The following is a 24940-nucleotide window of genomic DNA, read 5'->3' as shown; positions in this document are numbered from 1 at the left end:
GGGGATGCCTGTCGTGTCATTTCATAATCGTTTCATTTTTCATTATTGTCTCATAATTTCCCAGTAGTGTGTGGGCAAACAGTCCCTTTCGCGATTCTGGTTGCACTATGGGGCACCCCCAAACCAAGCCAGGGCTTCATCTGGATTGCCTTCGAGGATGGAAAGTTGAAGGACTATGTCTACGGTTAAGGCGATGGCGGTAGCATCGAGTCAGTTGCCCGCTCTGGTGCTGGCGTATTTTTCGAGTGCGTAACCTGAGGTCGATGCTTGGCTGGCAAAACTAGTTGAAACTCTGTGCCATGGTTCAAGAATGACTGGCACAGCAGCTTACCACCATGTTGATTGGTAATAATTTGATAGCTAATAGCTAACCCCATGCCAGTGCCAGTGCCCACCGGTTTAGTGGTAAAAAATGGTTCAAAAATTTGTTGTTGGAGGGCTTTGGGAATACCTTTGCCATTGTCCGCAATTGTGATGGTAATCCAGTCCCCTTCATTTGCTGTCGTAACCGTTATTGTGCCTGATGGATGATGCTCGAGGGCATCAATGGCGTTGCTAAAAATATGGAAAAACACCTGATTCAGGGCCCCTGCAAAACATTCAATTTTAGGCAGTGATTCCTCATATTTTTTACAGATGTTAATCGCTGGCCGTTTGGCCTGTGCATTCAGGCGATGGGTCAAGAGCATCAGAGTGTTATTCAGACCCTCATGAACGTCCACCTTCTTGAGAGCAGCTTCATCGTGGCGGGAGAAGTTCCGCAACGATTGCACAATATTGCGAATGCGTTCAGTCCCTGAGTGCATTGCACTGAGTAGTTTAGGAAAATCCGTTTTAATAAACGCTAATTCGTCGTCGTCAATGGCTGTTTGAGCGTTGGTCGATGGGGATCTTTCTGCTTGGTAGTGCTCAATCGCCCCCATCATTACGTCAACATAGCTGACAGCATGCTTTAAATTGCTATAAATAAACCCCACAGGGTTATTGATTTCATGGGCAATTCCTGCAACCAGATGCCCTAACCCGGCCATTTTTTCTCGTTGCAGCAACTGAATTTGGGTGCGCTTTAATTCATCTAAGGCTTGCTGCAATTGTTGGGCAGCCTGGCGTGCGTCTAACTCTGATTTAAGCAGAGCAGCTTCCGCCTTTTTGCGATCGGTAATGTCTCGCACCATAATCGTCAAGAACGTATCAGTTCTGAGTTCTGAGTGCGTTGCTGCCATTTCTATGGGGAAATGGCGCCCACCTTTATGTAATCCAATGGCGTCGTAGACGTTGCCGGTTTCAACAGCTTGTAATAAGAAAGGATGGAGTGCTTGTAGCGCATACTCATGGCCTTGAGGAAAATCGGTGGCAATGATTGTGTTCAGAGTCTTACCTGTGATGTTGAGCCAATCGCGACCAAAAATCTTGCCAATCGCTGGGTTGGCACTTTGAATTTCTAGGGTGGTTGCATCCACCGTCAAAATGCCATCGGCGGCAGTCATAACGATGGCATTCGTTTTAATTGTTGATCGTTCCAAGGCGTCAACAACCTGGTTGTACCATCGGCTAATTTGTCCGACTTCCGTGAGTGTGCTACTGCTAACTCGCTGCTGTAGGTTACCTGTCTTCGCATGGGATTGCATCGTTCTGAATAACTCTTGCAATTCGTTTTGAGCCCCATGTTCCGACACATTTAAGCCCAAATACTCATGCTTGCGGGAGACTCGTAGGGCGACATATCGATTCAGCAAGGCGAATGCGAAAAGAGCTAGCGTAAAGGACCATAGTCCACAGGTTAGGACGCCCGATAGTTGCGTCGCAAACTGTTGTTGCCGGGAAAGGCCAGTACCTATTGCTTCTAAATCACCCAGTAATGCGACGGCCAAAGTTCCCCATATGCCAGGGGCGAGGTGCACTGAGACGGCTCCAATGGCATCATCAATCCTCCACTTGTCTAGCAGGACCTCACTTAGCATCATGACGATGCTGCCCACGGCACCAATGACAATGGCACTTCTAAAAGATACTGCGTGGCAGTTGGCCGTAATGGCGACTAGGCCAGCCAGAGTCCCATTCATTACGGTTCGAAAATGGACTTGGCGTTTGTTAATGCCTATCGACCAGACTAAAGGGGTAACCAGTCCTGCTGCACCAGCCAACAAGGTATTGCCTAAAATCCTGGGTACTTGTTCATTAAAGGCTAGGGTGCTGCCACCGTTAAAGCCAAACCAGCCAAACCAGAGCAGTAGGGTGCCCAGAAAGGCCAAGGGTAAATCTGCGCTAGGTGTTTGTTGGGAAAAGTTATGTCGGGAAAATCTACCGAGTCGCGGTCCAATGATGATTAATGCGGCCAGGGCCACCCATCCGCCTAGACTGTGCACGACGGTAGAACCGGCGAAGTCTACGAATCCTTTTTGGCCTAACCAGCCTGTGGTTAAGGACTCGTTGAGACCATTCCATACCCAATGACCGTATAGGGGATAAATGAGGCCAGATATCAATAAAGCGCCGCACAAATAGCCTCGAAACGTCATTCTTTCTGCGACAGCACCAGACATAATTGTGACGGCGGTGCTGCAGAACATGGTTTGGAAGACAAAGAAAATTATCGACCAACCGTCTTGGTGGAACTCTGGAAAAAACTGCTGACTGCCCCACAGTCCGTGGACGGAAGGGCCAAACATTATGCCATAACCACAAGCCCAGAAGATGATGATGGATATGCCTGCATCAGCCAGGTTTTTGATGGCAACGTTAATGTTATTTTTTCGTCGGGTAGAGCCGGCCTCTATGCATAAAAAACCTGCCTGCATGATGAACACTAAGCAGGCACTGATAACCACCCAAAGTGCATCTAATGACAGCGGCATGGTGTGTGAGAAGCTGGCTTACGGTCTTTAAAGGTTCTGGTGAAGTGGGTTGCAGTCCGGAGGGTGTGTTGATGTCTCATATATATGTGTCGACGTAGTCGTATCAATTGGGGTTGATTTGATGGGTATGTCATCTCCGAACTGACTGTCCTCGTCAACTCCACATACTGCTTAGATAGTTCCCCGCAGCTTCTTTGACTATCTGTGCCCATTCAGGATCTAGTCATTCACCGTTTAAACCTGAAGGTCTTCACCAAAAAGCTACAGTTCTGGCCATGGACACGCTTTAATTAAAAAGCTGCTTTGACGACATGTGTTTTGAGTTCTGACAGACCCACGCTTCTAATCATTGACGGTCATTCCTTGGCATTTCGCTCCTACTATGCCCATGCCAAAAGTCGTGACGGAGGGTTGCGCACTTCCAAAGGGATCCCGACTAGTGTCTGTTTTGGTTTTCTGAAATCCATGAGCGACATGATGGTAGTGGAAAAGCCTGACTATGCAGCGGTGGCTTTTGATTTGGCCCAGCCAACATTCCGCCATGAAGCGGCTGAAAGTTATAAAGAAGGACGCCCTGAAGCGCCAGAAGACTTTCTTGAGGATGTAGAGAACCTGAAGCACTTGTTGGCAGGGTTTCAGTTGCCGATTTTAACGGCTCCTGGGTTTGAAGCGGATGACGTGATCGGGACTCTGGCGACCAAAGCGGAGAAGGAAGGCTATGCGGTCCGTATCCTTAGTGGTGATCAAGATTTGTTTCAGCTGATTGATAGCAATGAGCATATTAAGGTGCTGCATTTGGGCAGTACCTTTGGACGCACTAATGGTTTGGCTAAGGAATATGGCATTAAAGAAGTTGAGGAAAAACTTGGTATTAAGCCAAATCAGGTGATCGACTATAAGGCTCTGTGCGGCGATACTTCGGACAATATTCCTGGCGTGCGGGGTATAGGTAAGAAAACAGCGGTCAAGCTATTGATGGAGCATCAGAGTTTGGACGGTGTCTATGCTGCGGTTTCGGAAATGAAGGGGGCCGTTAAGAAAAAACTGGAAACAGGCAAGGAAGATGCGGAAAAGTCTAAGTATTTAGCGACTATTGTTCGGGATATTGATCTGGATGTAGAGCTTGCTGATTGTAAGTTAGAGGGGTTTGATGAAGGTACAGTTGTGCCTTTATTGAAAAATCTAGAGTTTCAACATTTCATTAATCGCCTCAAGAAATTACAGGAAGCCTTTGGGGGAGACGCTACGGCCTCATCGAGTCGGGCAGCCACAGCCATCGATGATGAGGAAACGTCGTTTTTCTCTGCAGATGAGACGGATGCTGCCAGTGATGTAGAGGACGCTAATATTCAACCGTTAGTGGTGACAACTGTCTCCCAGCTGCAGGAACTCATTGCTACGTTGGAGTCCCAGGGGGAAACACCTGTGGCGTGGGATACGGAAACGACGGCTATTGATCCCTTGGATGCGGATTTGGTGGGCATTGGCTGTTGCTGGGGGGAGGGACCAAGCGAGCTAGCCTATATTCCTGTCGGTCATGATCAGGGTGAGCAGCTGCCGTTAGCAGACGTATTGGTTGCATTGAAGCCGATTTTGGAAAGTGCTGACTATCCTAAGGCGCTGCAAAATGCGAAGTATGACCGGGCGGTATTGAGGCGTCAAGGCATTCAGCTGGTGGGGGTGGTGTTTGACACCATGCTGGCGAGCTATTTGATTAACCCTGAGAACAGTCATAATTTAACGGACTTATCGCTACGCCATTTGAATTTGGCCGCTCAAAGCTTTTCAGATCTGGTGCCTAAGGGTAAAACGATTGCGAATATTGCAATTGATCAGGTGGCGCTTTATTGCGGGGGAGATGTGCATGCAACCTATCGTCTGGTGCCGATATTGCAGGCTGAACTGCGGCAGGTAGATGCGATCGCAACCCTGTTCCGAGATGTCGAAATTCCCCTAGAACCGGTGCTAGAAGACATGGAGGCTACCGGCATCCGTATCAACGAAGCCTATCTAAAAGAATTCTCCGAGCAGCTAGAGGCTGATTTGTATGAGTTGCAAATCAAAGCCTACGACTATGCGGGAGAAGAATTTAACCTCAGCTCACCCAAGCAGCTTAGTGTATTGCTATTTGAAACCCTGGGGTTAGACAAAAAGAAAACCCGTAAAACCAAAACGGGGTACTCCACGAACGCAGCCACCCTAGAAAAATTGCAGGGTGATCATCCAGTGGTGGACTGCATTGTCAGTCATCGCACCCTGTCGAAACTGAAATCTACCTACGTAGATGCCTTGCCTAGGCTGGTGCGAGCCGATACACGCCGTGTCCATACCGACTTTAACCAGGCCGTTACGGCAACCGGTCGTTTATCCTCCTCTAATCCCAACCTACAAAATATTCCAGTACGCACAGCCTTTAGCCGTCAGATTCGTCAGGCATTTTTGCCCCAGGAGGGTTGGCTATTAGCCGCTGCAGACTACTCTCAAATCGAGCTGCGAATTCTCACACACCTCAGTGGAGAATCGGTCTTAATAGATGCCTATCGCAATGGCGATGATGTCCACAGTTTGACTGCCCAATTGCTGCTAGATAAGGAGGATATTTCGACAGAAGAACGGCGCATGGGCAAAATCATTAACTTTGGCGTGATTTATGGCATGGGAGCTGTGCGTTTTGCCCGTGAAATGGGCGTCAGTCGCACCGAAGCAAAATCCTTTATCGATAAATTTAACGAGCGCTATGCTCGCGTATTTGACTACTTGCAACAAATGCAGCGCGAAGCCATTGCCCAGGGCTATGTGGAAACCATTTTGGGTCGACGACGTTATTTCAATTTTTCCAGTAATAGCCTGACGCCCCTCAAAGGCAAATCACCGGATGAAATTGATCTCAGTCATCTCCGCCCTGGTGGTTATGATGCTGGTTTATTAAGGGCTGCAGCGAATGCACCGATTCAAGGCTCTAGTGCTGACATCATCAAAATTGCCATGATCCAGCTCCATGAGACCCTCAAAGAATACGAAGCCAGGCTATTGCTACAGGTGCATGATGAATTGATTTTTGAAATTCCCCCAGGCGAGTGGCCAGCATTGGAAGCCAAAATTGCCACAACCATGGAATCTGTTGTGAAGTTATCTGTGCCTTTAAAGGTTGAAATTAACGCTGGTAATAATTGGATGGAGGCGAAATAACATTGCCTTTGCCTCAATTTAGTGACTTGCCCTATGGGCTGAATCAGTAAAATCGCTGTGCCTCATCGCTGGCGCTGTAAGTTTGGGCTACGGCAGAAGTCGTAGGTTTGTCGTAGCCGTGCGCGGTGTCGTGCCAAGAATATACGGGTTAGTGCCATGGTGCAGTCCAAACTGCTGACTGCTGAATTAACCAATCAAGATGGCTTGAATCAGTGAAAATACTGATTTTTCAGTTGTTTTCAAATGTGCCATAAAGCTTTTTCTAGAGACTTCTCAAACACCCTAAGCCTCGAACAAGATGTTTGTGAGCCGCAGTGATATTTGATACTCGGCCGTCAAGCACCGCACATAAACACATTGGTATAGGGAAAGCCCATGAAATTTCGTCACTTGGCAGTTGGTATTGGAATGGCAGCAAGTACGCTAGTCGTCGCAATGCAAGCACCTGCAAATGCATTTAATTTTAAGACGAACTATAGTACTGATTTTTCCGGCAATGATCGCTGGGTCAACAATATTTGGCTAGATTCTGTTGAGTTCAATGATGAGGTGACTGGTGAATTCAAATCCATTAGCGACTTTACATTGGTCAACTATGTGGACAATGTGACTAATGACCTTTGGACTGGTGGTAATTCGGGTGCTGCCAGTGTTGACCTAGGTGACAAGGCAACCCTCGACATGGGCAATGGCACTATTTTGACCCGGGGTGTGGAGGCACCTGATAGTGCTCAACTCAGTGCTGTCCTGAGCAATAACAACCTCAACAATATTATTGATACAGAAGACTCCGGTAACTTCGCCATGGATCTGTATTTCGATCAGGCTGTTGATAACCTCTTCGTTTGGGAACGGGGAATGAACAGCAAGATGGATCTTCAAGCCATTGATAATGCAGGAAATGCCGTTGGTAGTCTGTTTGCTTTAAGCAGCTCTAGTAGTTGGGACTACGCTGGTTTCAACTTAAACACTCAGGAAATTGGCGGTACTCAGAAGGTTAGTTCTCTGGGTGTGAGCATGGCGGATCTGGGGGTTGAGGCTCCCATCGCTGGTGTACGAGTCTTCAGCCGTGGTAGAGCTTACCGTGGTCCTGACTGGAAGATTTTGGGTTCGGTTGCAGAAAACCAGCCTAATCCTGAAAGTGTACCTGAGCCTTCTGCAATGCTGGGTCTCTTGGCTGTCGGTGCGATCGCAGCTAAGCGCCTTAAGCAAGCATAAGCGCCTTAAGCAAGCGTAAGCGTCTCACACAGGCTTAAGTCTTAAGCAAACTGAAGTGTTTGTATTGCGCTGACCAGAAGCAGTCACTGCCTCTGGTCAGCAGAGCAGTTCCAGTGGTGTAGGGCCAGGCAAGAACTAAAAAATAGGAGCCATAGCTGATAAATGCTATAGCTCCTATTTTCTTGAAAAGCTGCAATTAAGCACTGGCTGTTAATTTAATTTCAATACAGCCATGAATGCTTCCTGGGGAACATCCACCGTGCCAATGGCTTTCAAACGCTTTTTACCTTTAGCTTGTTTTTTCAGCAATTTTTTCTTACGAGAAATATCACCGCCATAGCACTTGGACAGTACATCCTTTCGCAGCGCTGGAATACTAGCGCTGGCAATGATACGACTACCAATGGCCGCCTGGATGGGAATTTTGAACTGGTGTCTGGGAATCAGCTCCTTGAGCTTTTCGGCCAGGGCTTTGCCCACATAATAGGCTTGGTCCCTATGGACGATGGCGGCTAGGGGATCAACTTTATCGCCGTTTATCATCACATCTAGCTTCACCAGGTGATTGACGCGGTAATCGATCAGCTGATATTCCATACTGGCGTAGCCACGAGATCTGGACTTCATCTGGTCAAAAAAGTCGGTGACTACCTCGGCTAGGGGGAGTTCGTAGACGAGTGTGGTGCGGCCTTCGGTTAAGTACTTCATGTCCTTGAAGTCTCCCCGTCGGGTCTGGCACAAATCCATCAATGTCCCGACAAACTCCTCGGGGGTTAACATTTCCACCTTGACGTAGGGCTCTTCGATTTTTTCCCGTGCTTGGGGATCGGGTAGCTCGCAGGGGTTGTCGATGTTCAGAACTTCGCCGTCAATGGTGGTGACGCGATATACCACGGAGGGTGCCGTGGTAATTAAATCCAAGTTGTACTCTCGTTCTAGGCGTTCCTGCACGATTTCCATATGCAGCAGTCCTAAAAAGCCGCAGCGAAAGCCAAACCCCATCGCGCTGGAGGTTTCGGGTTCGTATTGTAGGGCGGCATCGTTGAGCTTTAGTTTTTCGAGAGCCTCCCGCAGGTCTTCGTACCGGTCGGAGTCGGTGGGGAAAAGACCGCAAAACACCATGGGATTTGCTTCTACGTAGCCGGGCAGAGGCTCTTCGGCTTTTCGTTTCACTAGGGTGATGGTGTCCCCCACTCGGGCATCGGCTACGGCTTTGATGGATGCAGAAATATACCCCACTTCGCCAGCGTGGAGTTCGTCGACTTCTACCTGGTGGGGGGATAGGACGCCAAGTTCATCGATTTCATATTCTTTGCCGGAGGCCATCAGCCGAATGCGATCGCGGCGGCTTAAGGTGCCATCTACCACTCGGAAATAGACAATCACTCCACGATAGCTGTCGTAATAGCTATCAAAAATCAGGGCACGTAGCGGTTTTTTCGTATTGTCTTCCGGTTCGGGCACTGTCTCGACAATAGATTCGAGGATGTCCTCAATGCCAATACCGGCTTTGGCAGATGCCTCAATGGCGTTGCTGCAATCGAGGCCCACAATAGTTTCGATTTCCTGCTTTACCCGTTCTGGATCGGCACCGGGCAAATCCACCTTATTTAAAACCGGGATAATTTCTAAATCGTTTTCCAGTGCCAAGTAAACATTGGCTAGGGTTTGTGCTTCTACACCCTGGGAGGCATCCACGACTAGCAGCGCCCCTTCGCAAGCGGCCAGTGCTCGCGAGACTTCGTAGGAAAAGTCCACATGCCCAGGCGTATCAATCAGATTTAGCACATACTGCTCGCCATCCTCACCTTGATAGTTCATGCGAGCGGCCTGGAGCTTAATGGTGATGCCCCGTTCCCGTTCCAGGTCCATGGTATCCAGGACCTGGGCTTTCATATCCCGTTCACTGATGGTTTTCGTTTGCTGCAGTAACCGATCGGCCAGGGTCGACTTTCCATGATCGATATGGGCAATAATCGAAAAATTGCGGATGCGAGAAACGGGTGCGTCGGTCATGGAAAGGAAAATCCGGAGGGGTCATCATAGAAGCGCTTAGCTTATCTTAATGCTTCATTTCAATACTTTGCCTATCCGTGGAGCGAAAGGATTATTTGCAGTCATCGTAAAAAGCCATGCCTTGTTTGTATCTTATTTAGTCAGTAGTGCTTCCCCTTGGGTGTGTGTTGATTAAAAATTGGACTAAGGGATGACCATTGAGAAATCCCGTGACAAGATGAAAGAGACATGTGGGGTCTTACCCATGAAAAATTTTGGTGTGACCAAAATTTTTTAGTTTGCCTAAATTGTTGAAAATTAGTCTTTCGTGGCTAGAAAACTTAGGCCATAGGGCTGCATGTGAATCAAGATCGGTGTAGATGTTTCTGATCTAGACAGGGCAAACTCGTAAGCAGTAGAGACAGGGCCCATAATTTCTTCCGGATTATGCGATCGCAATTGACAGCTGACTCAGAGCCTATGGTCGTTCCCGCTACAGTTGATAATTTGTCCCTAGAAATTATTCATGATCCTAGCGGTCGAATTGTTTCGATTCATTGGCCTCAAACGATTCCAGGTGAGTCCGATCGCTATCTCCATGAATCCATTACTAAGTTGCTTGGGCCTGTTGCTACTGTTCCCTATCTACAGCGAGTTAACCAAGTTCTGGCAGATGGTCAACCTCAGCAGTTTCAGTGTGTCGCTCGCTGCGGCCCCCATCCCGTTGGCCTCGACTTTAGTCTGAGCGTAGCTGAGGACATCGATGAATCGGGTCAGCAGTACCTGAGGGGAAAGGGCTCCGTCTTGTCGGGGGCAGGATCGGTGATGATGCCGTTACATTTGCACACCATGGGTGTGGTGGCGGATCCGGCTGCGAATGCCCAAGCGGGCCTACTGGCCAATCTTTCGAATTACCACGGTGTCCTCACTAGTATCGCGTCCAATATTCGTAAAACGCTTGATTTAGAAACCATCTGGCAGCAAACCGTAGATGGTCTCGGTTCCCTGCTCGATTTACATCGCTGTTTGGTCTGTGATTATTCGGTGGCGATGCAGACACTAGATGTCGTGGCCGAGTTTTACCAGCCCACGCTGGAACCTTGTTTGGGGCAGACGTTTGAACTATCCAACAAAAACGACTTTCGCTGTACCATCCATACCCTCAAGCCAGTGCTATCCGACTTTGATCGGAAAGATACCGATGCCGGCCCTTACACAGTTCTAACGGTTGCCACTTGCTACCGCGACGAGCCTAACAGTGTCTTGCTGTTGCAGATGCCCCCCGACCGCCCCTGGCATCCTTTGGAAATCGAGTTGGTCAGTGAATTAACCGATCAGGTGGGCACGGCCATTGCCCATGCCAAACTATTTCAAGCCAGTCGTACCCTGGCGGACGATCTCCAAAAGGCCAATGAAAAGCTCATCGATAAAAATGATGAGCTAGAAGAAGCGAGACGATATGCGGAAGAAGCATCCCGCCTAAAAAGTGAATTTTTAGCTAATACATCCCACGAGTTGAGAACGCCCCTCAATGGCATGATTGGCTTTTTGCGACTGGTGCTGGATGGCATGGCCGATGATCCAGAAGAGCAGGAAGAATTTATCGAAGAAGCTCATAAGTCGGCGCTCCATCTGCTCAATCTAATTAACGATGTTTTGGACATCGCCAAGATTGAAGCAGGCAAAATGGAAATCGATCTGAGTGCCATTAGCCTGCAAGAGCTGTTTTGTGATGTGGAGAATTTTACGCGTCCGCAGGCAGAACAGCGCGGGCTGTATTTTGACATGAAGCTGCCTGCCACTTTGGATGAGATCAAGCTCTATGGCAACTATCAGCGTATTTTGCAGGTCTTGCTCAATCTCATCGGGAATGCCATCAAATTTACCCCTGAGGGCGGCGTGACCGTCAGTGCTGAAGTGAAGACTCAAGAAGTGCGCTTCCAAGGGCGGAAATGGCCCGGACATATCAAAATCAGCGTTGAGGATACTGGGATTGGTGTTTCCTTGGAAAAGCAAAATCGTCTCTTCCAGACCTTTAGTCAGGTCGATGGTGAGCGCACTCGTCAATATGGTGGCACCGGCCTAGGATTAGCAATTTCCCAGAGGCTGATTGAGGCCATGGGAGGCAAGGTGCAGTTTATTAGCATGGGTGAAGGTCTAGGCTCCACGGTGACCTTTACGGCCATCCTGTACCAAGAGCCAGTCATTATGGCAGAAGCGGAAGGCAAGCAACCTGCCGCTTAGGAACGCGAAATCAATTAAATTCATCGTTTTCACAACTAGCCATAGAAGACTGAGCGGAGTCCTTGGTGCAACGTCTCCCTCGGAGTGAGTCCGGCAAAATTGGAATTTATGTAATCGCCATTTTTTATGGTTATTTTCAGTGTCGGCAGGTGACGCATCACAGGTAGTGGGGGCGTTCTTGCTGGCTGCGGCTTAGATGTTGGTTGAGCGTGTCCCAGTCTTCTTTTTCAATTATTTGGGTGATGTCGTCTAACTGATGACGATATCTTTGCAGGGTTTTTAGCAATGCCGTGCGGTTGTACTGAGCCATCATGGTGCCTAGGTCTGGATTGCCACCTCCGACTCGGCTGGTATCGCAAAAACCACTGCTAGCTAGATTCTGAGCCAAGGTTTTAATGAGTTCATTGTCTTCGTTGAAGCAGGTGTGGAGCAAACTTGCGCTCACCATTACGGGTAGATGGGAAATGGCGGCTACGGCATGATCATGCTCTGTTGGGCTGGCGGTATACAGCCGGGCGTTGAGCTGTGTGGCGATCTGTTTTATTTGGGCGAGGGCCTGGAGGCGCGTGGTTTTAATGGGCGTCACAACATAGGGGCGGTGGTCAAACAAGCCGGGTTCAGCGGCTGCTAGACCAGCCTCGGCTTTGCCTGCCATGGGATGTCCCCCCACAAAGTTTGGCCAGAGTGCAGTTGCTGCTGCCACAATTTCCGCCTTAACCGAGCCGACATCTGTGACCACTGTGGAGGTAGATAAATGCTGGGCTAGCTGTCCTACTGTGGGCACAATAGCGGCCATGGGCGTGCATACGAACACGACATCTGTTTGCCCCATCAGCGCTAAATCGCAGCTCGCGCGGGTAACGAATCCTTGCTCTAGTGCCGTTTGAGCCGTGGCTTCACGGCGAGTTACTCCATATACTCGATAGCCCAATTGCTGTAGGTCTAACGCTAAACATCCACCGATGAGGCCTAAGCCCACAATGCCAATGGTGATCGCCTTGTCTGAGGTTGGGGTATTCATAGGTGGGAACGACTCTAGGGTCAGTAAGAATCAGAGTGCAATAATGAGTGGGGATCTGGGATTGTCAGCCATAGACTGCCTCCCCCAAGGGAGTATGTCACAATGAAATACAGCTAACGAGAGTCACCGTAAACGTGATTGAAGCAGAGGTTCACCAACTACTTCGACAATTTCTACGCCATCAAGGGGCTAGTCAGTGGCCCCATCATTTGACCATGGCAAGGTTGGTGGCTAGGGCTTTGCGTTTGGGGCGTAGTGCTTTGCTACAAACCGGTAGCACTGCTGCCTATCGAGGGCGCTATCGTTTGAGCTATCTGATGCCGGCGCTAGTATGGCCTGGGCCTATCGTGTTAGTGCTGCCCCAGGCTATTCATCAACAGTTGGTACAAAATGAGATCCCCACGCTGTTGCAGACAGTACCGACGATTAAGTCTGTTCATGTGGGTGATCACTGGCCGAGTGAAACGTTTCAAGGGCTTTTAATTACTACCCCCGAGGCCTGGCTATCTGCCCAGCTGCAGGCCACAGGTCAAGGGCACGGATACGGTGGCAGTGGTCACGCTTTCCCGAGGGATATCGTGACTATTATCGATGGTTTGGATGCCATGGTGGATTGGGTGCGCCATGAGCTGACCTGTAGCTTGGAGGATGAAGATTGGCACCAGTTAGGGTTGGCCTATCCATCGCACCAAGCATCCATTCGGGATTTGCGAGTGCGTCTGACCCATTTAGCATTTCAGCATCCTGACAATCCCTATAGCTGTTACCTTGCCGATGCCGAAGAGCGTGACTTACTGTCTCAGCTCTATGATTTGCTGGCTGAGACCCCATTAGGCTTAGAGGCTTTGCCCCATGTGTGGCAGCAGTTTCGGCAACAATTTTTAGAGCAAGATGATGGCCTGGCCTGGTTGCAGCTCAACCGAGACTCTGGTCAGGTGACGTTGCAATGTGTGCCGGTAAATTTGGCAGAGATGATGGGGCCCATTTGGCAGCGGCAACCAGTAGTTTTAATTGGGGCTGCTGTGGATGAGGATCCTCGAGCAGAAAATTATCGTCAACGTCTCGGTTTAGAGGACCTGACCTGTCTTCGGTTTACCCCTGATCGCCATCAAGATGGCATTTTGCTATATTCTCCCGACCGGTTGCCGATGCCCAACAGCCATGAGTTTTCTAATGCTGTTTTGCAGGAAATTCGTGGATTGTTGCAGCTGCCAGAAACCCGACACCAGCCCACGGTGATTTTGGTGGGAGATAATCCCTTAAAGGCCCAAATCGGTTCAATTTTAGCGGCGGAATATGGATCGCGGGTCCAGGTAGAGCGTTCGGAGCTGGCTGAAAATGGAATTTTGGTGGCTGGTTGGGAATTTTGGCAAGACTATCGGTTACGTTGTCCGCCGCCAGGCTTGCTGATTGTGACGACGTTACCGATTCCGTCCTTGGAAAATCCTTTGGTGGCTGGACAAGTTGCCTATTACAAGCGACGGCGCCAAGATTGGTTTCGGTTATTTCTATTGCCGGCGGCGTTGCAAACACTACAGCTTGCGATCGCGCCCATCAGTGCTAGGCAAGGAAAAGTGGCCTTGTTAGATAATCGCATCAACCATCGCAGCTATGGCCGTACTATTCTGGAAACCCTAAATCCCATTACCCATAGTAATTATCTAGATCCCAACTGGTTAGCGCCTATGAATCAAGCGCTATAATTATTCCTGCACTACAAAACTGGTTCAAATTATGGGAGAGGCAAAGCGACGGCAGTCAAAGCTAGGTGACGACTATGGACAGCCTGAACGCATTTTGCCCTGGCTGCCAATTACTAAACAGCAATCTGAAGCTTTCGTCACTTGGACAACCCGTGGCGCATGGTTGGGTATTGCCTTGATGGTACTGTTTTGGGTAACAGTGCGATTTATTGGCCCGGCGGTAGGTTGGTGGACCTTGGTTGAATAATTCCACAATATTTATAAAGGTAATCCGTAAAAACTACTATTTTTGGAGAAACCGTTACAAAGGAGACCTTATCCCTAGACAGATAAGCCTAAGGTAGTTATTGTGTGGCTAATGTCATAGTTTAATGACTAAAAACGTCGCGCATCTTACCTGAAGTAGTCTGAGTTTTTGATACTATTCTTTACAGATAGGTTGATAATTCAGGACCTTTGTGATCCTTTTGTGGGTGTATCAGCGTCGCTGGGTACTTTTAGAGAAGCTCACATACCAACAGCATTTGAAATTATTGCTAGGTGTGGGTCTGTATCAGCTTCGCTATTATGATGCAGTTAAAAAAATCAATAAATACTCAATTGTTTTGGCCTGAATTACGGCACCCACAATTGGAAGTTAAGGAAAGCTAATCAAATAGTTTATAAAAAATATTAAGCAAGATTTAAGATTCAACCTTACAATGTGACCGGTGGGAAGGAGAACGCAAATGTTTGTTCGACTTGCAGAGCAGCACCGCCAATTCGTAAAAGATTTGGTCCTTAACCTAAAAGCGCTAGCCATTGTCCTTGAAAATCAAGGCTATTTAGCGTCGTGTTATACCTGCGGTGATCAGCTCAATAGTGCTTCATTTATGGTCAGTCTTGGGAATGATCATCTTATCCGTTTCTTAGTGTCTGACTATGGCATTACTTGGACGGAAATGCGTGATGATCGAGAGCTGATGAAGTTGGAAGGCGCTGAAGCAATTAATCAGCTTCAGGAGTTAGCGAATTTGGTCAAGTATCGCATTCAGCCTGTTGAGTATCAGGTCGCATATCGTTCCGCGTAGCTAACGTTAGCTGAGCTTGGGCGATAGCCATGTATTCTATAGGCAAATCCGTGACTCATCTAGCAGTCACGGATCTGTTTTTGTGTTGGAGCCGTAGCTTTGAGTTGGGAACATAAGTACGTAAAAGCTAATTCGGTAAAGCTGCATTATGTGACCCAGGGCAAAGGGAAGCTTGTGATTTTGCTCCATGGCCTGTTTGAATTTTGGTATTCCTGGCGCTATCAGCTCCCCTATTTATCTCGTCATTTTAAGGTTGTTGTACCAGATCTACGCGGCTACAACGATTCTGATAAACCCCATAATGGCTATGACTTAGACACGCTGAGTTCTGATATTTGTGCTCTGATCCAGGGATTGGGCTATGAAAAGGCCCATATCGTTGGTCATGATTGGGGCGGGAGTATTGCTTGGCATCTCGCTCGTCGCTTTCCTGCTAGCGTTGATAAGCTGGCTGTGCTCAGCACCCCTCAGCGCTGGCAAGCGGTTTTAAGTAATGGTTTATCCAATGGTTGGGGGTATTTGCAAAACAACTGGCATTTATTGGCATTGCAAACACCGGGAGTGCCCCAGTGGTTAATTAAGGATAACTTGCCGTCTTTGCTGACATATTTATTTCAGCAACAGGCAGTACGTAAGAGCCCTTTTACTCGTGCCAACGCTGAACTTTATCGTGCGGCACTGCAAAAGCCTGGTGTTGTGCCTGCGGTCTTGCAGCATGTTCGTCATTGCTTGAATTTGAACGATTGGTTGGGCAGTTGGTTGGGAAATGCTCGCTTAGGGCAGTCAGTTCTCCCTACCCTGATTATGTGGGGGGAAGATGATGTGTTGCTCCCTTCGGCGATCCCAGGAGTGCAGGGATTATCTGGGGACTGTGTGATTAAGCGTTCAATACCCGACTGTGGGCATTGGATTCAGCAAGAAGCGCCGAATAGCGTCAATCGCGAACTGATTGAGTTTCTAACCTGATGATCGTCAAGGTTTTGCTACGTGGCAGGATTTTCTGCCGTTGCTGATTTAGGGCATAAACGGCTCAGGGAATACTGCAAGTTATTGCACTCTCCTTGAGAGAAGTATTCTGAGGATTAGCCAGGCCGGTTTTCTAGTGGGAATGCGTTGTGTAGTTGTTGTCGGTCACCAAGTGGACTGCCACTTTGGTGGTACTGATTATTAATATTGATCGCTAAGATGACTACCTTCGAAATGTCATCTTAGCTATTGAGCATTTGCATCCTATCAGAACGATTAATCCGGATAATTAACGGTCTTTTCATAATCTATCCGATCAAATTCAAGGTTTTATAGGAAAAACATAAGATGTCCCATATTACGTAGGTCTTGACGAATACTAGAACTATAAATCTATTTATTTAAATCTGTTATCGTCACGCAATTCAACAAGGTTCTGACTAAGCATTCTATTTGACCATTTTTATGGCTTATCCACACGACCTAGCGGAGTATCGTATGATGCTTTCTGGTGAAGACGAAATCGACTCCCCATCATCTAAGCTAGGCATATTTCAAGCATTTTCTAAGCTGTATGAGCATGATCGTGAGTTGCTAGACAGCATGATGGCGCTTGATGCTAATGCTCCGCTGAAAGTAGCGACCTACATTCAGGGTATGGTTTGCGATCAGCAGGTATATATCATTAGTAATCTGGCGACTGGGAAGTCTAAGCGCTTTAACTCCGTGGATGGACTCTGGACGCTAGGTCGCGATCCTCGTCAGTCGGATATTGCCATGCCTGATAAGCGGTTGTCTCGATGTCACGCGGCATTGCAGTATAGTGCGGAACAAGAATGCTTCATTCTGTCCGATTTAGAAAGTACGAATGGCACTTATGTGAATGGGGACAAGTTAAAACGGGTATATGCGCTACGTGATGGAGATCGCATCCGTATCGGCAGCTCTTTATTTAACTTCTTTACTTGTACAACCGAATCGGGCTCAGTTGATATCCCTGAGCATGCGTCTGAAGGTACAGAGGATAAGAGGACGCTGCACTGATTCTCCCTGACACCTAAAAGTGTGCAGAAAACTTAGGAAACGAGTGCTCCAAACGTTACGTGCAGTCCTCTTATTTTCCTAGGCTTTTTCTTTCGCTTTTCTCGGTGTTTTAGCCTTACTGGCCGGTTCTTCCTCTGCAACAGGTTCAGTTTTTGCTTCTGGAGAAGCCGTCGCCTCATCGCCATTAATGTCTAGCGCTATGCGTAGCTGCTGTTCAATATCAACGGTAATTTCAGGATTGTCCATCAGATAGCGAATGGCATTATCTCGCCCTTGGCTGATGTTATCTCCTTTGTAGCTATACCAGGCACCCTTACGAGTAAGAATATTCTGCTCTTCTGCCAGGTCTACAATGCAGCCTAAGGTGGAAATTCCTTCACCAAAAATAATGTCAAACTCAGCAATTCTGAAGGGTGGGGCAATCTTATTTTTGGCTACCTTTACTTTGGCCCGAATTCCAAACTGCTCATTGCCCTTTTTGAGCGTTTGAATGCGTCGGATATCTAAGCGAACCGATGCATAAAATTTCAGGGCATTGCCCCCACTGGTGGTTTCAGGATTACCGTAGGTGACACCAATTTTGAGACGTAGCTGATTTAGAAAAATTACCGTACAGCCAGATTTGCCGATATTACCGGTGATTTTTCGTAGGGCCTGACTCATTAGACGAGCTTGGAGGCCCACATGGGAATCACCCATTTCTCCTTCGATTTCAGCTCTGGGGACTAGAGCCGCAACAGAGTCGATAACGACGATATCAATTGCGGATGACCTGACGAGTTGGTCAACAATTTCTAAAGCGGCTTCACCGGTATCGGGCTGAGACACTAATAGGTCATTAATATTGACACCCAACGCTGCTGAGTAGACAGGGTCTAGGGCATGTTCTGCATCGACAAATGCGGCTACGCCACCTTGTTTTTGGACTTCCGCGATCGCATGCAGAGCCAGGGTCGTTTTACCCGAACTTTCAGGGCCATAAATTTCAACAATACGTCCTTTGGGGATGCCACCACCTAGCGCTAAATCCAGGGTCATCGCTCCCGTGGGGATGGTTTCGACTTTCATCCGCTGCGCATCTCCGAGGCGCATGATGGTACCTTTGCCGAAGTTGCGCTCAATCTGATTGAGCACCATATCCAGGGCTTTTTTGCGCTCGTTGTTCTCAGTGGATGTTTTTGCCATGCTGCCTAAGAGTTGAGATTAGTGTGGCTGAATTCAGCCAATTATACGTTCACAATGTGGGAGCAAACTATGTTGCTGGGGGCAAAACCGAATGGGTGATGAATAGCCTTAACCTGACTTTGAGATTATAATCATCACTCATACAAATGTACTATAAAATTGGGAGTGTTTCAGTTAGTTTTGCGATAGTTAGCAGGAATATTCGCATTAGTTCATACAGAGTAATAGGGTAAAGGTAGACAGGTGATTGTAGCGATATGCGCTCAGTTAGCCATCCCTTCGGAATAGCAATCTATATATATGGTGGCGGATACTTTAGACTTCAAAGCAGTCAGTGTGGCTGGGGTAACTGAGTATATTCAACTCCTATTGGAAGGTGATGAAAACCTGCGCAATATTTGGATCATCGGCGAGGTTTCAAGTGCCCGTAACCATAGCAGCGGTTGTTTCTTTTCGCTGCAGGAACCCGATGGATCTGCCACCCTCAATGCAGTGGTTTGGCGTAGTCAGCTACCTAAGCTCAATGTTGTGCCAACCGTAGGTGAGCAAGTTGTCGTGTTGGGGCAGTTGAAGCTTTACCCTAAGCGGGGCAGTTATCAGCTCACAACTTGGCAGGTGCTACCCGCCGGAGCTGGGCTCCAGGCATTGCGCTATCGTCAATTGCGTAATCGGCTAGCGAGCGAGGGGCTATTTGATGAGGATCGTAAACGTCCGCTGCCGCTTTTCCCAAGGTGTATTGCGGTTGTCACCTCTCATCAAGCAGCGGCCTGGGGAGATATTCAAGAAACGCTGACTCAACGGCATCCAGGTTTGCAGGTGCTTTTGTCCCCCGCCATTGTCCAAGGAGAGCAGGCACCCAAATCGATTGTGAAAGCGATTGATCGGGTGGCTGAGGATGGTAGAGCTGAGGTCTTACTGCTAGGGCGTGGGGGTGGTGCGGTTGAAGATTTGGTGTGTTTTGATGATGAGCGGGTGGTAAGGGCGATCGCAACCTGCCCTATTCCTGTTGTTACCGGTATTGGGCACGAACGAGATGAATCCCTGGCCGATCTAGTGGCCGATGTTTGTGCCCATACGCCGACAGCCGCCGCTGAGCAAATTGTCCCAGCCCTTCACGATTTGCGTAATTATCAGATCCAGCTACTGCAGCGTCTGGCCCAAGTAACAGGGGGGCAGTTATATCAACATAAAACCGGCCTTGAGCAACTGGCGCGAAGATTGCAGCGCCTACAGCCTGAGCGTCAGCTCAACCAAGCCTGTCAGGAACAGAACTGGCGCAGACAACGGTTGCTAAAAGTTGTAGCCCAACATTTGCAAGCCGCCCAACATCGCCATCAGTTACTCAGTGAAAAACTAGCTACTTTAGATCCCGAAGCGGTCTTACGCCGGGGCTATGCCTTGGTTAGAGAATCGTCTGGCAATCTGGTTACCACGACAGATGATGTGGCTCCCGGTGATGCCATATCGATTCAGTTGGCTCAGGGCCGAATTGCTGCAGAGGTGATTAATTTGGAGAATTAAATCTACAGCTTTAATCACATATGCCCCCACTACGATTAAAAAAATACGATGCCCAAAGCTAAAAAAACTGCTGACAACTGGAACTATGAGGCCTCCGTTGACCAGGTTGAAACTATCATTGCTGAGTTAGAAACGGGGGACTTGCCCCTGGCCGAAATTTTTCAGCAATTTGAAAAAGCGGTGACTGAACTCAAAAAGTGCGATAACTTTTTGCAAGAAAAGCAACAGCAGGCCCAATTACTGATCGAAACCCTATCGCCAGCAGAGTCGGAGTAAATCTCAGTTATTGGGTCTTAGTTTTTTGAGTATCAAGCTCTAGTAAGGCTTGGCGGAAGGCTTTGAAAGAAGGGCAAATATTAGCTACGACATCTAAGCTCATTACATTAGCCAGTTTTCGTCGAATATCAACTAACTGTCGGGATGGTTGTGCAATGTCCTTACTCCATTTTTGTAAGTTTTGCTTCGCTGCACGACAGGCTAAATTTTCAGGGGCTTGGCAAGTATTCTCAACTTTGCCAATTACCTGGCTAATAGCTTGAGCATCTGCTATCAACCAAGATTCAAATTCTTTGACAGCAACGCCAACTGCCCCTCTCAATAAATTTCTCTTCAGGGCTTCTTCTAAAATTGCAGCGCGTTCCGCTGGTGGCTGATCATCACTGTCTACAAGTAAAACGATTAATGGAGGGGCTAATAGCCATCCTGCAAGAATTTCGTCGAGAGTGCTCGGCTTTAGTAGTTGGCTCCCCTGGGCACGAGCCCCGGTTTTGGTGCGTAGGGGTTCGACAAAATCAATTGCAGCGGCAGGAATTTGAGCGCCTTCAGTCAAAATCCGCTGCACAATAATGTGAGCTGGGCCCAAATCATCTGGCTGGAGTGAATCTTTGGGTGATAAATCCCAAGGCGTTGTTCCTAGATCTCCGGGGCCTTCTGCATGGACCACCATACAAACTGAGGTCATATCTAAATTCCAGGCACTCCACCAAGAGTGCCAGTCATCCACATACCTCCTAAGGAATTTTGAAATTGGTCATAAACTTTTTGCCAGTTAGGGTTATCTATGGGAGCTTTTTGGATTTCGGTTTCGCCAGTTTCACGGCTACGGCGAATAAATCGCACTTCCTCTGGTTTTAGGCAGTTTAAGAAAGATTGTGAGTGTGTGGTACAAATAATTTGAATGGGTTGACTGCCTAGCTCTCCCTTACTCAGTTTTTTGAGCATTTCAACCACATGCCTTTGTAAATAAGGGTGTAGGCCATGATCAGGGTCTTCGATCACAGCTAGCATTGGTGATTCTTTTTGAAAAGACAAGCTAACCAGGGCCGCGGTAAGCATAGTGCCATCTGAAACTTGATCTGGTTCGTACCAAAAATCTTCCTGCCAGCGGTCTAAAAATTGCAAGCGAGTACTACCCTCTTTGGCTCTGACTTTAACATCAGAGTACATTGGGACTAAATGGGTAAACGTATCAACGTATCTCTCTTGGTCCTTTCTTGAAAGAGTATCGAAGACATTGGCTAAGTTGCTTCCCGTTGAGTCAAGCTGCCATTCTTCATTGGCCTCGTGCAATGCTCGTAATGTACTCAATAAAAATGAATACTTACATCTTTGTCCAGTCAAAATTTTAGCGGGATCATGAGACGTCTTATCATCCTTCTCCCAGATAGGACGTTCTTTACCTTGCCAAAAATGACTTTTTTGCAGAATATCTCTATATTTTTCTTCCGAATAACGAGGGTCGTCTAAATTTCCAATAAAATTCTCTCCAGGAATTAATAAATCTTGTCGAGAGTAGGTTAGAGCATCTGCGATCGCACTTTTCCCCGAAGCATTAGGACCCACAAATACCGTAAACGGTCCTAGTTCCAGGGTGACATCCCGAAGACAGCGAAAATTTTGAATGCGGACGCTCTCTATCACAGCGATTTCTAGGCGCAATTTCCAGAGCTAGACCTAGCTCTGGGCATATCATAGCGCCCTTAAGTAGATTAATTGGCGTTGTTTAGGCTGAGGCGGCGGACAGCAAAATAGTGAAAGCGGTCCCTTCTCCGGGGGTGCTACTGACCGAAATGGATGCTCCACAGTGGGCCAACCATTGCTGGACTAGAGTTAATCCCAATCCATTGCCGTCGGACATATGTCGATAAAACGGATTGAATACCTGAGATAGGGCCGAAGGTTCAATGCCGCGACCATCGTCCTGGATCACAAGGGCAACTTTGTCTTCTCCATGGGGATGGGCTTTGACCCAAATGCGGCCATCACTTTTTACAAACTGAATGCTATTAGCCAGTAACCCGACTAAAACTTGCTTTAGATAGGATTCAATGGCGAACACTGGGGGTAAATCTTTGGCCACTGTGTAAGCCAATAGAATGTTATTTTCCTGGGCTAGGGGCTGATATGTGCTGACAACACCCGGTACTAGATCCCAAAGCTGTACTTGCTCCAGAGTATTTTTTTCGGTGGTTAGCTGTAGTTCGAGTAAATCAAAGGCATGGTTAATCAGGGTGCTTTGGCGATCGCACGCTTGACCAATCATGTCCAAATATCGCTGGCGCTGCTGCGGTTTTAGGTTAGACGAATTAAGCAGTGTGAGCGCTGTTTTAATGGTTGTAATTGGATTGTTCAGTTCTTGGGCAGCGGTTTTTAAGAACTGAGGCGTAATCTCTGAGGTGGATGATTGCGTCGCTGATGCACGTAAAGCATGGGGCGAGATTAATGCAGATGATCTAACTCGAGAGGCGTCCATAGTTGTTCTTAAACGCGCCCAAGGCGAATTTGTAATATTTATCTGTCTAGATTAATCAAGAAGTTACAGGGATAAATGGGTATTCCCACTTAAATTTCCGTGATAGCACTGAGTGCATTCCTTGATCTCTTGTTCTAACTAGGCGGATAAACGGTTTGCTAGGGCTAGTCTGGCCTGTTCTCGATCATCAAAGTGAATTTTCTCTGTGCCGAGAATTTGGTAGTCTTCGTGGCCTTTGCCGGCGATGAGAATGCCATCGCCGGGCTGTGCTGACAGGACTGCTTGCTGGATGGCGATGGCGCGATCGCAAATGACGGCATTCTTATCTAACGTTGCGTCAATGCCGGCGACCACATCTGCCAAAATTTGTTCTGGATTTTCGGTACGAGGATTATCGGACGTGATGACGATGCGATCGGCTTGCTCGTAGGCGATTTTGCCCATTTTGGGTCGTTTGGTGCGGTCTCGATCGCCGCCGCAGCCAAACACACAGATCAGGTTGCCACTAATAAATGGGCGGGCGGCCCGCAGCGCATTTTCCAGGCTATCCGGTGTGTGGGCATAGTCCACAATCACGCTGATATCCTGCTGCGGGTGAGCCTGGACTCGTTCCATGCGGCCGGGGACTCCGCCAAATCCTTGCAGTGCTGAGATTACTGACTGTAAAGGCACCCCTAGCTGGAGGGCAACGCCCGTGGCAGCCAGTAGGTTTTCCAGGTTGAACTGGCCCACCAAGGGTGAGGTGAAGGCTGCACTACCCATGGGACTGACCAAGGTGCCAGCCATGCCTGTGGAGCTGTAGCTGACATCTGTGGCATGGAGATCTGCCCCTGGGTCATCAATGTGATAGCTCCAAACCCGTTCCCTGGGGAGGCGTTCGATTAGTTTTTGGCCATAGGGATCCTTGCTGTTAATAATGGCGCGGCCTTTTAAGTAGTCAGCACTGAAGAGCAGGGCTTTGGCTTCAAAATAGTCGTCGAAATCCTTGTGGTAGTCGAGGTGATCCTGGGTGAGGTTGGTGAAGACTGCGACTTCAAATGGGCAACCCCATACGCGTTTTTGGGCCAGGGCATGGGAGCTAACTTCCATAATGGCGTGGCCACATCCTGCCCCAGCTACTTTGGCTAATTCTCGCTGTAAATCTACGGGAAATGGAGTGGTGTGGATGGCGGTTTCTTGGTGCCCTGGCCAGCGAGTGTAGAGGGTGCCTAGCAGCCCCGTAGGCAGTTCGGCCTTGTTGAGTAAATGCTCGATGATGTGTGTGGTGGTGGTTTTGCCGTTGGTGCCGGTGACCCCCACCAGCTTCAGGGTTTTCCCCGGATGGTGATGAAAGGCGGCGGCTAATTCCCCACAGACGGTTGGGATATCGTTGGTGGGGATAAGCAGAACTGACGGATTTGGGGCTGGTTTATTGTGGAGGGCGCTAGGGGAAATGATGGCTGCGATCGCGCCATTTTCCATGGCGCTGGGCCAAAATTCTCCACCATCTACCTGAGTGCCGGGCATGCCAATAAACACATTTCCTGGCTGGCAATTCCGAGAATTGGTACACAGACCCGTGACTGGTTGCTCTAAGGCTGGATGGTTCACGGTAGGGACTAATCCAGTGGGTAACTGTGCCAATAACTCACGCAGCGTCATGGAATCCTCTCTGTATATATATGCCGTTATTTTGTCTCGAAAGGGCCTTGATCAGGCTATCGGTGGATGCTGTTATTCTGTCTCGAAAGGGCCTTGATCAGGTTATCGGTGGATGCCGTTATTTTGTCTCGAAAGGGCCTTGTTCAGGCTATCGGTGAATGCCGTTATTTTGTCTCGAAAGGGCCTAAATAGTTATGGAGCATTTGCTCCAATTGCTTTAGGGGAGCCCGAGGCGATAGCCGGGGCAAGGGCTGTTCTTTTTCTAGCTCAGATGTCTCAGGCTGCTTGATTAGGCGACATAGTACCGGAATTTCATACTGATATTCTGCAAACCAAGCTGGGTTTTGGGTAATGTCTCTCATTTCGAGGTCGATGGGCAAATGGCTAAGGTTCGCCAGTTTTTCTTCTAACCCTTCGCAGAGGTGACAACCTGGTTTTGTGTAAAAAATGAGCTTTTTCATGAAGTTTATTGTCCTACGCTAGGGGGCAATCTGGTGACGTTACGGTTAACGCTACCAACTCAGTCGGATAAATCT

The 24940-nt window shown here is 48.3% G+C and carries 19 protein-coding genes; 10 read left to right on the top strand and 9 right to left on the bottom strand.

Annotated elements, in window-relative coordinates:
- Nucleotides 1–185: 185 nt before the first annotated feature.
- A complete protein-coding gene (gene amt / locus IXB28_RS16050) occupies nt 186–2855 on the bottom strand; it encodes an ammonium transporter (RefSeq protein ID WP_215619619.1) in 2670 nt (889 codons plus the stop codon).
- A 318-nt stretch (nt 2856–3173) separates the two neighbouring features.
- On the opposite strand from amt, the gene polA reads away from it, so the two are divergent.
- Complete coding sequence (polA, locus tag IXB28_RS16045; RefSeq protein ID WP_215619618.1) at nt 3174–6044, top strand: DNA polymerase I; 2871 nt, start codon at nt 3174–3176, stop codon at nt 6042–6044.
- Between the two features lie 375 nt (nt 6045–6419).
- Nucleotides 6420–7262, top strand: a complete 843-nt coding sequence (locus tag IXB28_RS16040) for an exosortase-dependent surface protein XDP2 (RefSeq protein WP_215619617.1) — start codon at nt 6420–6422, stop codon at nt 7260–7262.
- Between the two features lie 210 nt (nt 7263–7472).
- On the opposite strand, the gene lepA is transcribed toward IXB28_RS16040, so the two are convergent.
- On the bottom strand, nt 7473–9278 hold the full coding sequence (gene lepA, locus IXB28_RS16035) for a translation elongation factor 4 (RefSeq protein WP_215619616.1): 1806 nt from the start codon (nt 9276–9278) through the stop codon (nt 7473–7475).
- A 459-nt stretch (nt 9279–9737) separates the two neighbouring features.
- Between lepA and IXB28_RS16030 the strand changes: the two genes are divergently transcribed.
- The gene (locus IXB28_RS16030) at nt 9738–11501 is read left to right on the top strand and encodes a GAF domain-containing protein (RefSeq protein ID WP_246559831.1); all 1764 of its coding nucleotides are present in this window, start codon (nt 9738–9740) and stop codon (nt 11499–11501) included.
- 157 nt (nt 11502–11658) lie between these two features.
- Here IXB28_RS16030 and IXB28_RS16025 read toward each other — a convergent pair whose 3' ends face one another.
- Nucleotides 11659–12522 (bottom strand): prephenate/arogenate dehydrogenase, encoded by an 864-nt coding sequence (locus IXB28_RS16025; RefSeq protein WP_216863060.1) that lies wholly within the window; start codon nt 12520–12522, stop codon nt 11659–11661.
- 134 nt (nt 12523–12656) lie between these two features.
- On the opposite strand from IXB28_RS16025, the gene IXB28_RS16020 reads away from it, so the two are divergent.
- From IXB28_RS16020 to IXB28_RS16000, 5 genes are all read left to right on the top strand, one after another.
- Nucleotides 12657–14225: an ATP-dependent DNA helicase gene (locus IXB28_RS16020; RefSeq protein WP_215619614.1), complete on the top strand. Its 1569-nt coding sequence runs from the start codon at nt 12657–12659 to the stop codon at nt 14223–14225.
- Between the two features lie 31 nt (nt 14226–14256).
- A complete protein-coding gene (locus IXB28_RS16015; protein WP_215619613.1) occupies nt 14257–14472 on the top strand; it encodes a DUF2839 domain-containing protein in 216 nt (71 codons plus the stop codon).
- A gap of 481 nt (nt 14473–14953) precedes the next feature.
- Nucleotides 14954–15295: a DUF1815 family protein gene (locus IXB28_RS16010; protein WP_006517269.1), complete on the top strand. Its 342-nt coding sequence runs from the start codon at nt 14954–14956 to the stop codon at nt 15293–15295.
- A gap of 99 nt (nt 15296–15394) precedes the next feature.
- Nucleotides 15395–16261 (top strand): alpha/beta fold hydrolase, encoded by an 867-nt coding sequence (locus IXB28_RS16005; protein WP_215619612.1) that lies wholly within the window; start codon nt 15395–15397, stop codon nt 16259–16261.
- Nucleotides 16262–16759: 498 nt separating this feature from the next.
- Nucleotides 16760–17305 carry an FHA domain-containing protein gene (locus IXB28_RS16000; RefSeq protein ID WP_215619611.1) on the top strand — a complete coding sequence of 182 codons (546 nt, stop codon included), beginning with the start codon at nt 16760–16762 and terminating at the stop codon, nt 17303–17305.
- Between the two features lie 78 nt (nt 17306–17383).
- On the opposite strand, the gene recA is transcribed toward IXB28_RS16000, so the two are convergent.
- A complete protein-coding gene (recA, locus tag IXB28_RS15995) occupies nt 17384–18490 on the bottom strand; it encodes a recombinase RecA (protein WP_215619610.1) in 1107 nt (368 codons plus the stop codon).
- Nucleotides 18491–18790: 300 nt separating this feature from the next.
- On the opposite strand from recA, the gene xseA reads away from it, so the two are divergent.
- Together xseA and xseB are read left to right on the top strand one after the other, a co-directional pair.
- Nucleotides 18791–20011, top strand: a complete 1221-nt coding sequence (gene xseA / locus IXB28_RS15990) for an exodeoxyribonuclease VII large subunit (protein WP_215619609.1) — start codon at nt 18791–18793, stop codon at nt 20009–20011.
- A 48-nt stretch (nt 20012–20059) separates the two neighbouring features.
- Complete coding sequence (gene xseB / locus IXB28_RS15985) at nt 20060–20287, top strand: exodeoxyribonuclease VII small subunit (protein WP_215619608.1); 228 nt, start codon at nt 20060–20062, stop codon at nt 20285–20287.
- A 7-nt stretch (nt 20288–20294) separates the two neighbouring features.
- On the opposite strand, the gene IXB28_RS15980 is transcribed toward xseB, so the two are convergent.
- From IXB28_RS15980 to IXB28_RS15960, 5 genes are all read right to left on the bottom strand, one after another.
- On the bottom strand, nt 20295–21014 hold the full coding sequence (locus tag IXB28_RS15980) for a DUF4276 family protein (RefSeq protein WP_215619607.1): 720 nt from the start codon (nt 21012–21014) through the stop codon (nt 20295–20297).
- On the bottom strand, nt 20975–21931 hold the full coding sequence (locus IXB28_RS16870; protein WP_326521084.1) for an AAA family ATPase: 957 nt from the start codon (nt 21929–21931) through the stop codon (nt 20975–20977). Before IXB28_RS16870 ends, IXB28_RS15980 begins: the two co-directional genes overlap by 40 nt.
- Before the next feature lie 82 nt (nt 21932–22013).
- Nucleotides 22014–22763 (bottom strand): sensor histidine kinase, encoded by a 750-nt coding sequence (locus tag IXB28_RS15970; protein ID WP_215619605.1) that lies wholly within the window; start codon nt 22761–22763, stop codon nt 22014–22016.
- A 138-nt stretch (nt 22764–22901) separates the two neighbouring features.
- On the bottom strand, nt 22902–24404 hold the full coding sequence (locus tag IXB28_RS15965) for a UDP-N-acetylmuramoyl-L-alanyl-D-glutamate--2,6-diaminopimelate ligase (RefSeq protein WP_215619604.1): 1503 nt from the start codon (nt 24402–24404) through the stop codon (nt 22902–22904).
- A 164-nt stretch (nt 24405–24568) separates the two neighbouring features.
- On the bottom strand, nt 24569–24865 hold the full coding sequence (locus IXB28_RS15960; protein ID WP_215619603.1) for a glutaredoxin family protein: 297 nt from the start codon (nt 24863–24865) through the stop codon (nt 24569–24571).
- Nucleotides 24866–24940: the final 75 nt, after the last annotated feature.

It is taken from the genome of Leptothoe kymatousa TAU-MAC 1615 (genome assembly GCF_018739865.1).
GTDB lineage: Bacteria > Cyanobacteriota > Cyanobacteriia > Phormidesmidales > Phormidesmidaceae > Leptothoe > Leptothoe kymatousa.
Note: the sequence above shows the minus strand (reverse complement) of the source record. Positions and strands in the feature narration are given on the sequence as shown.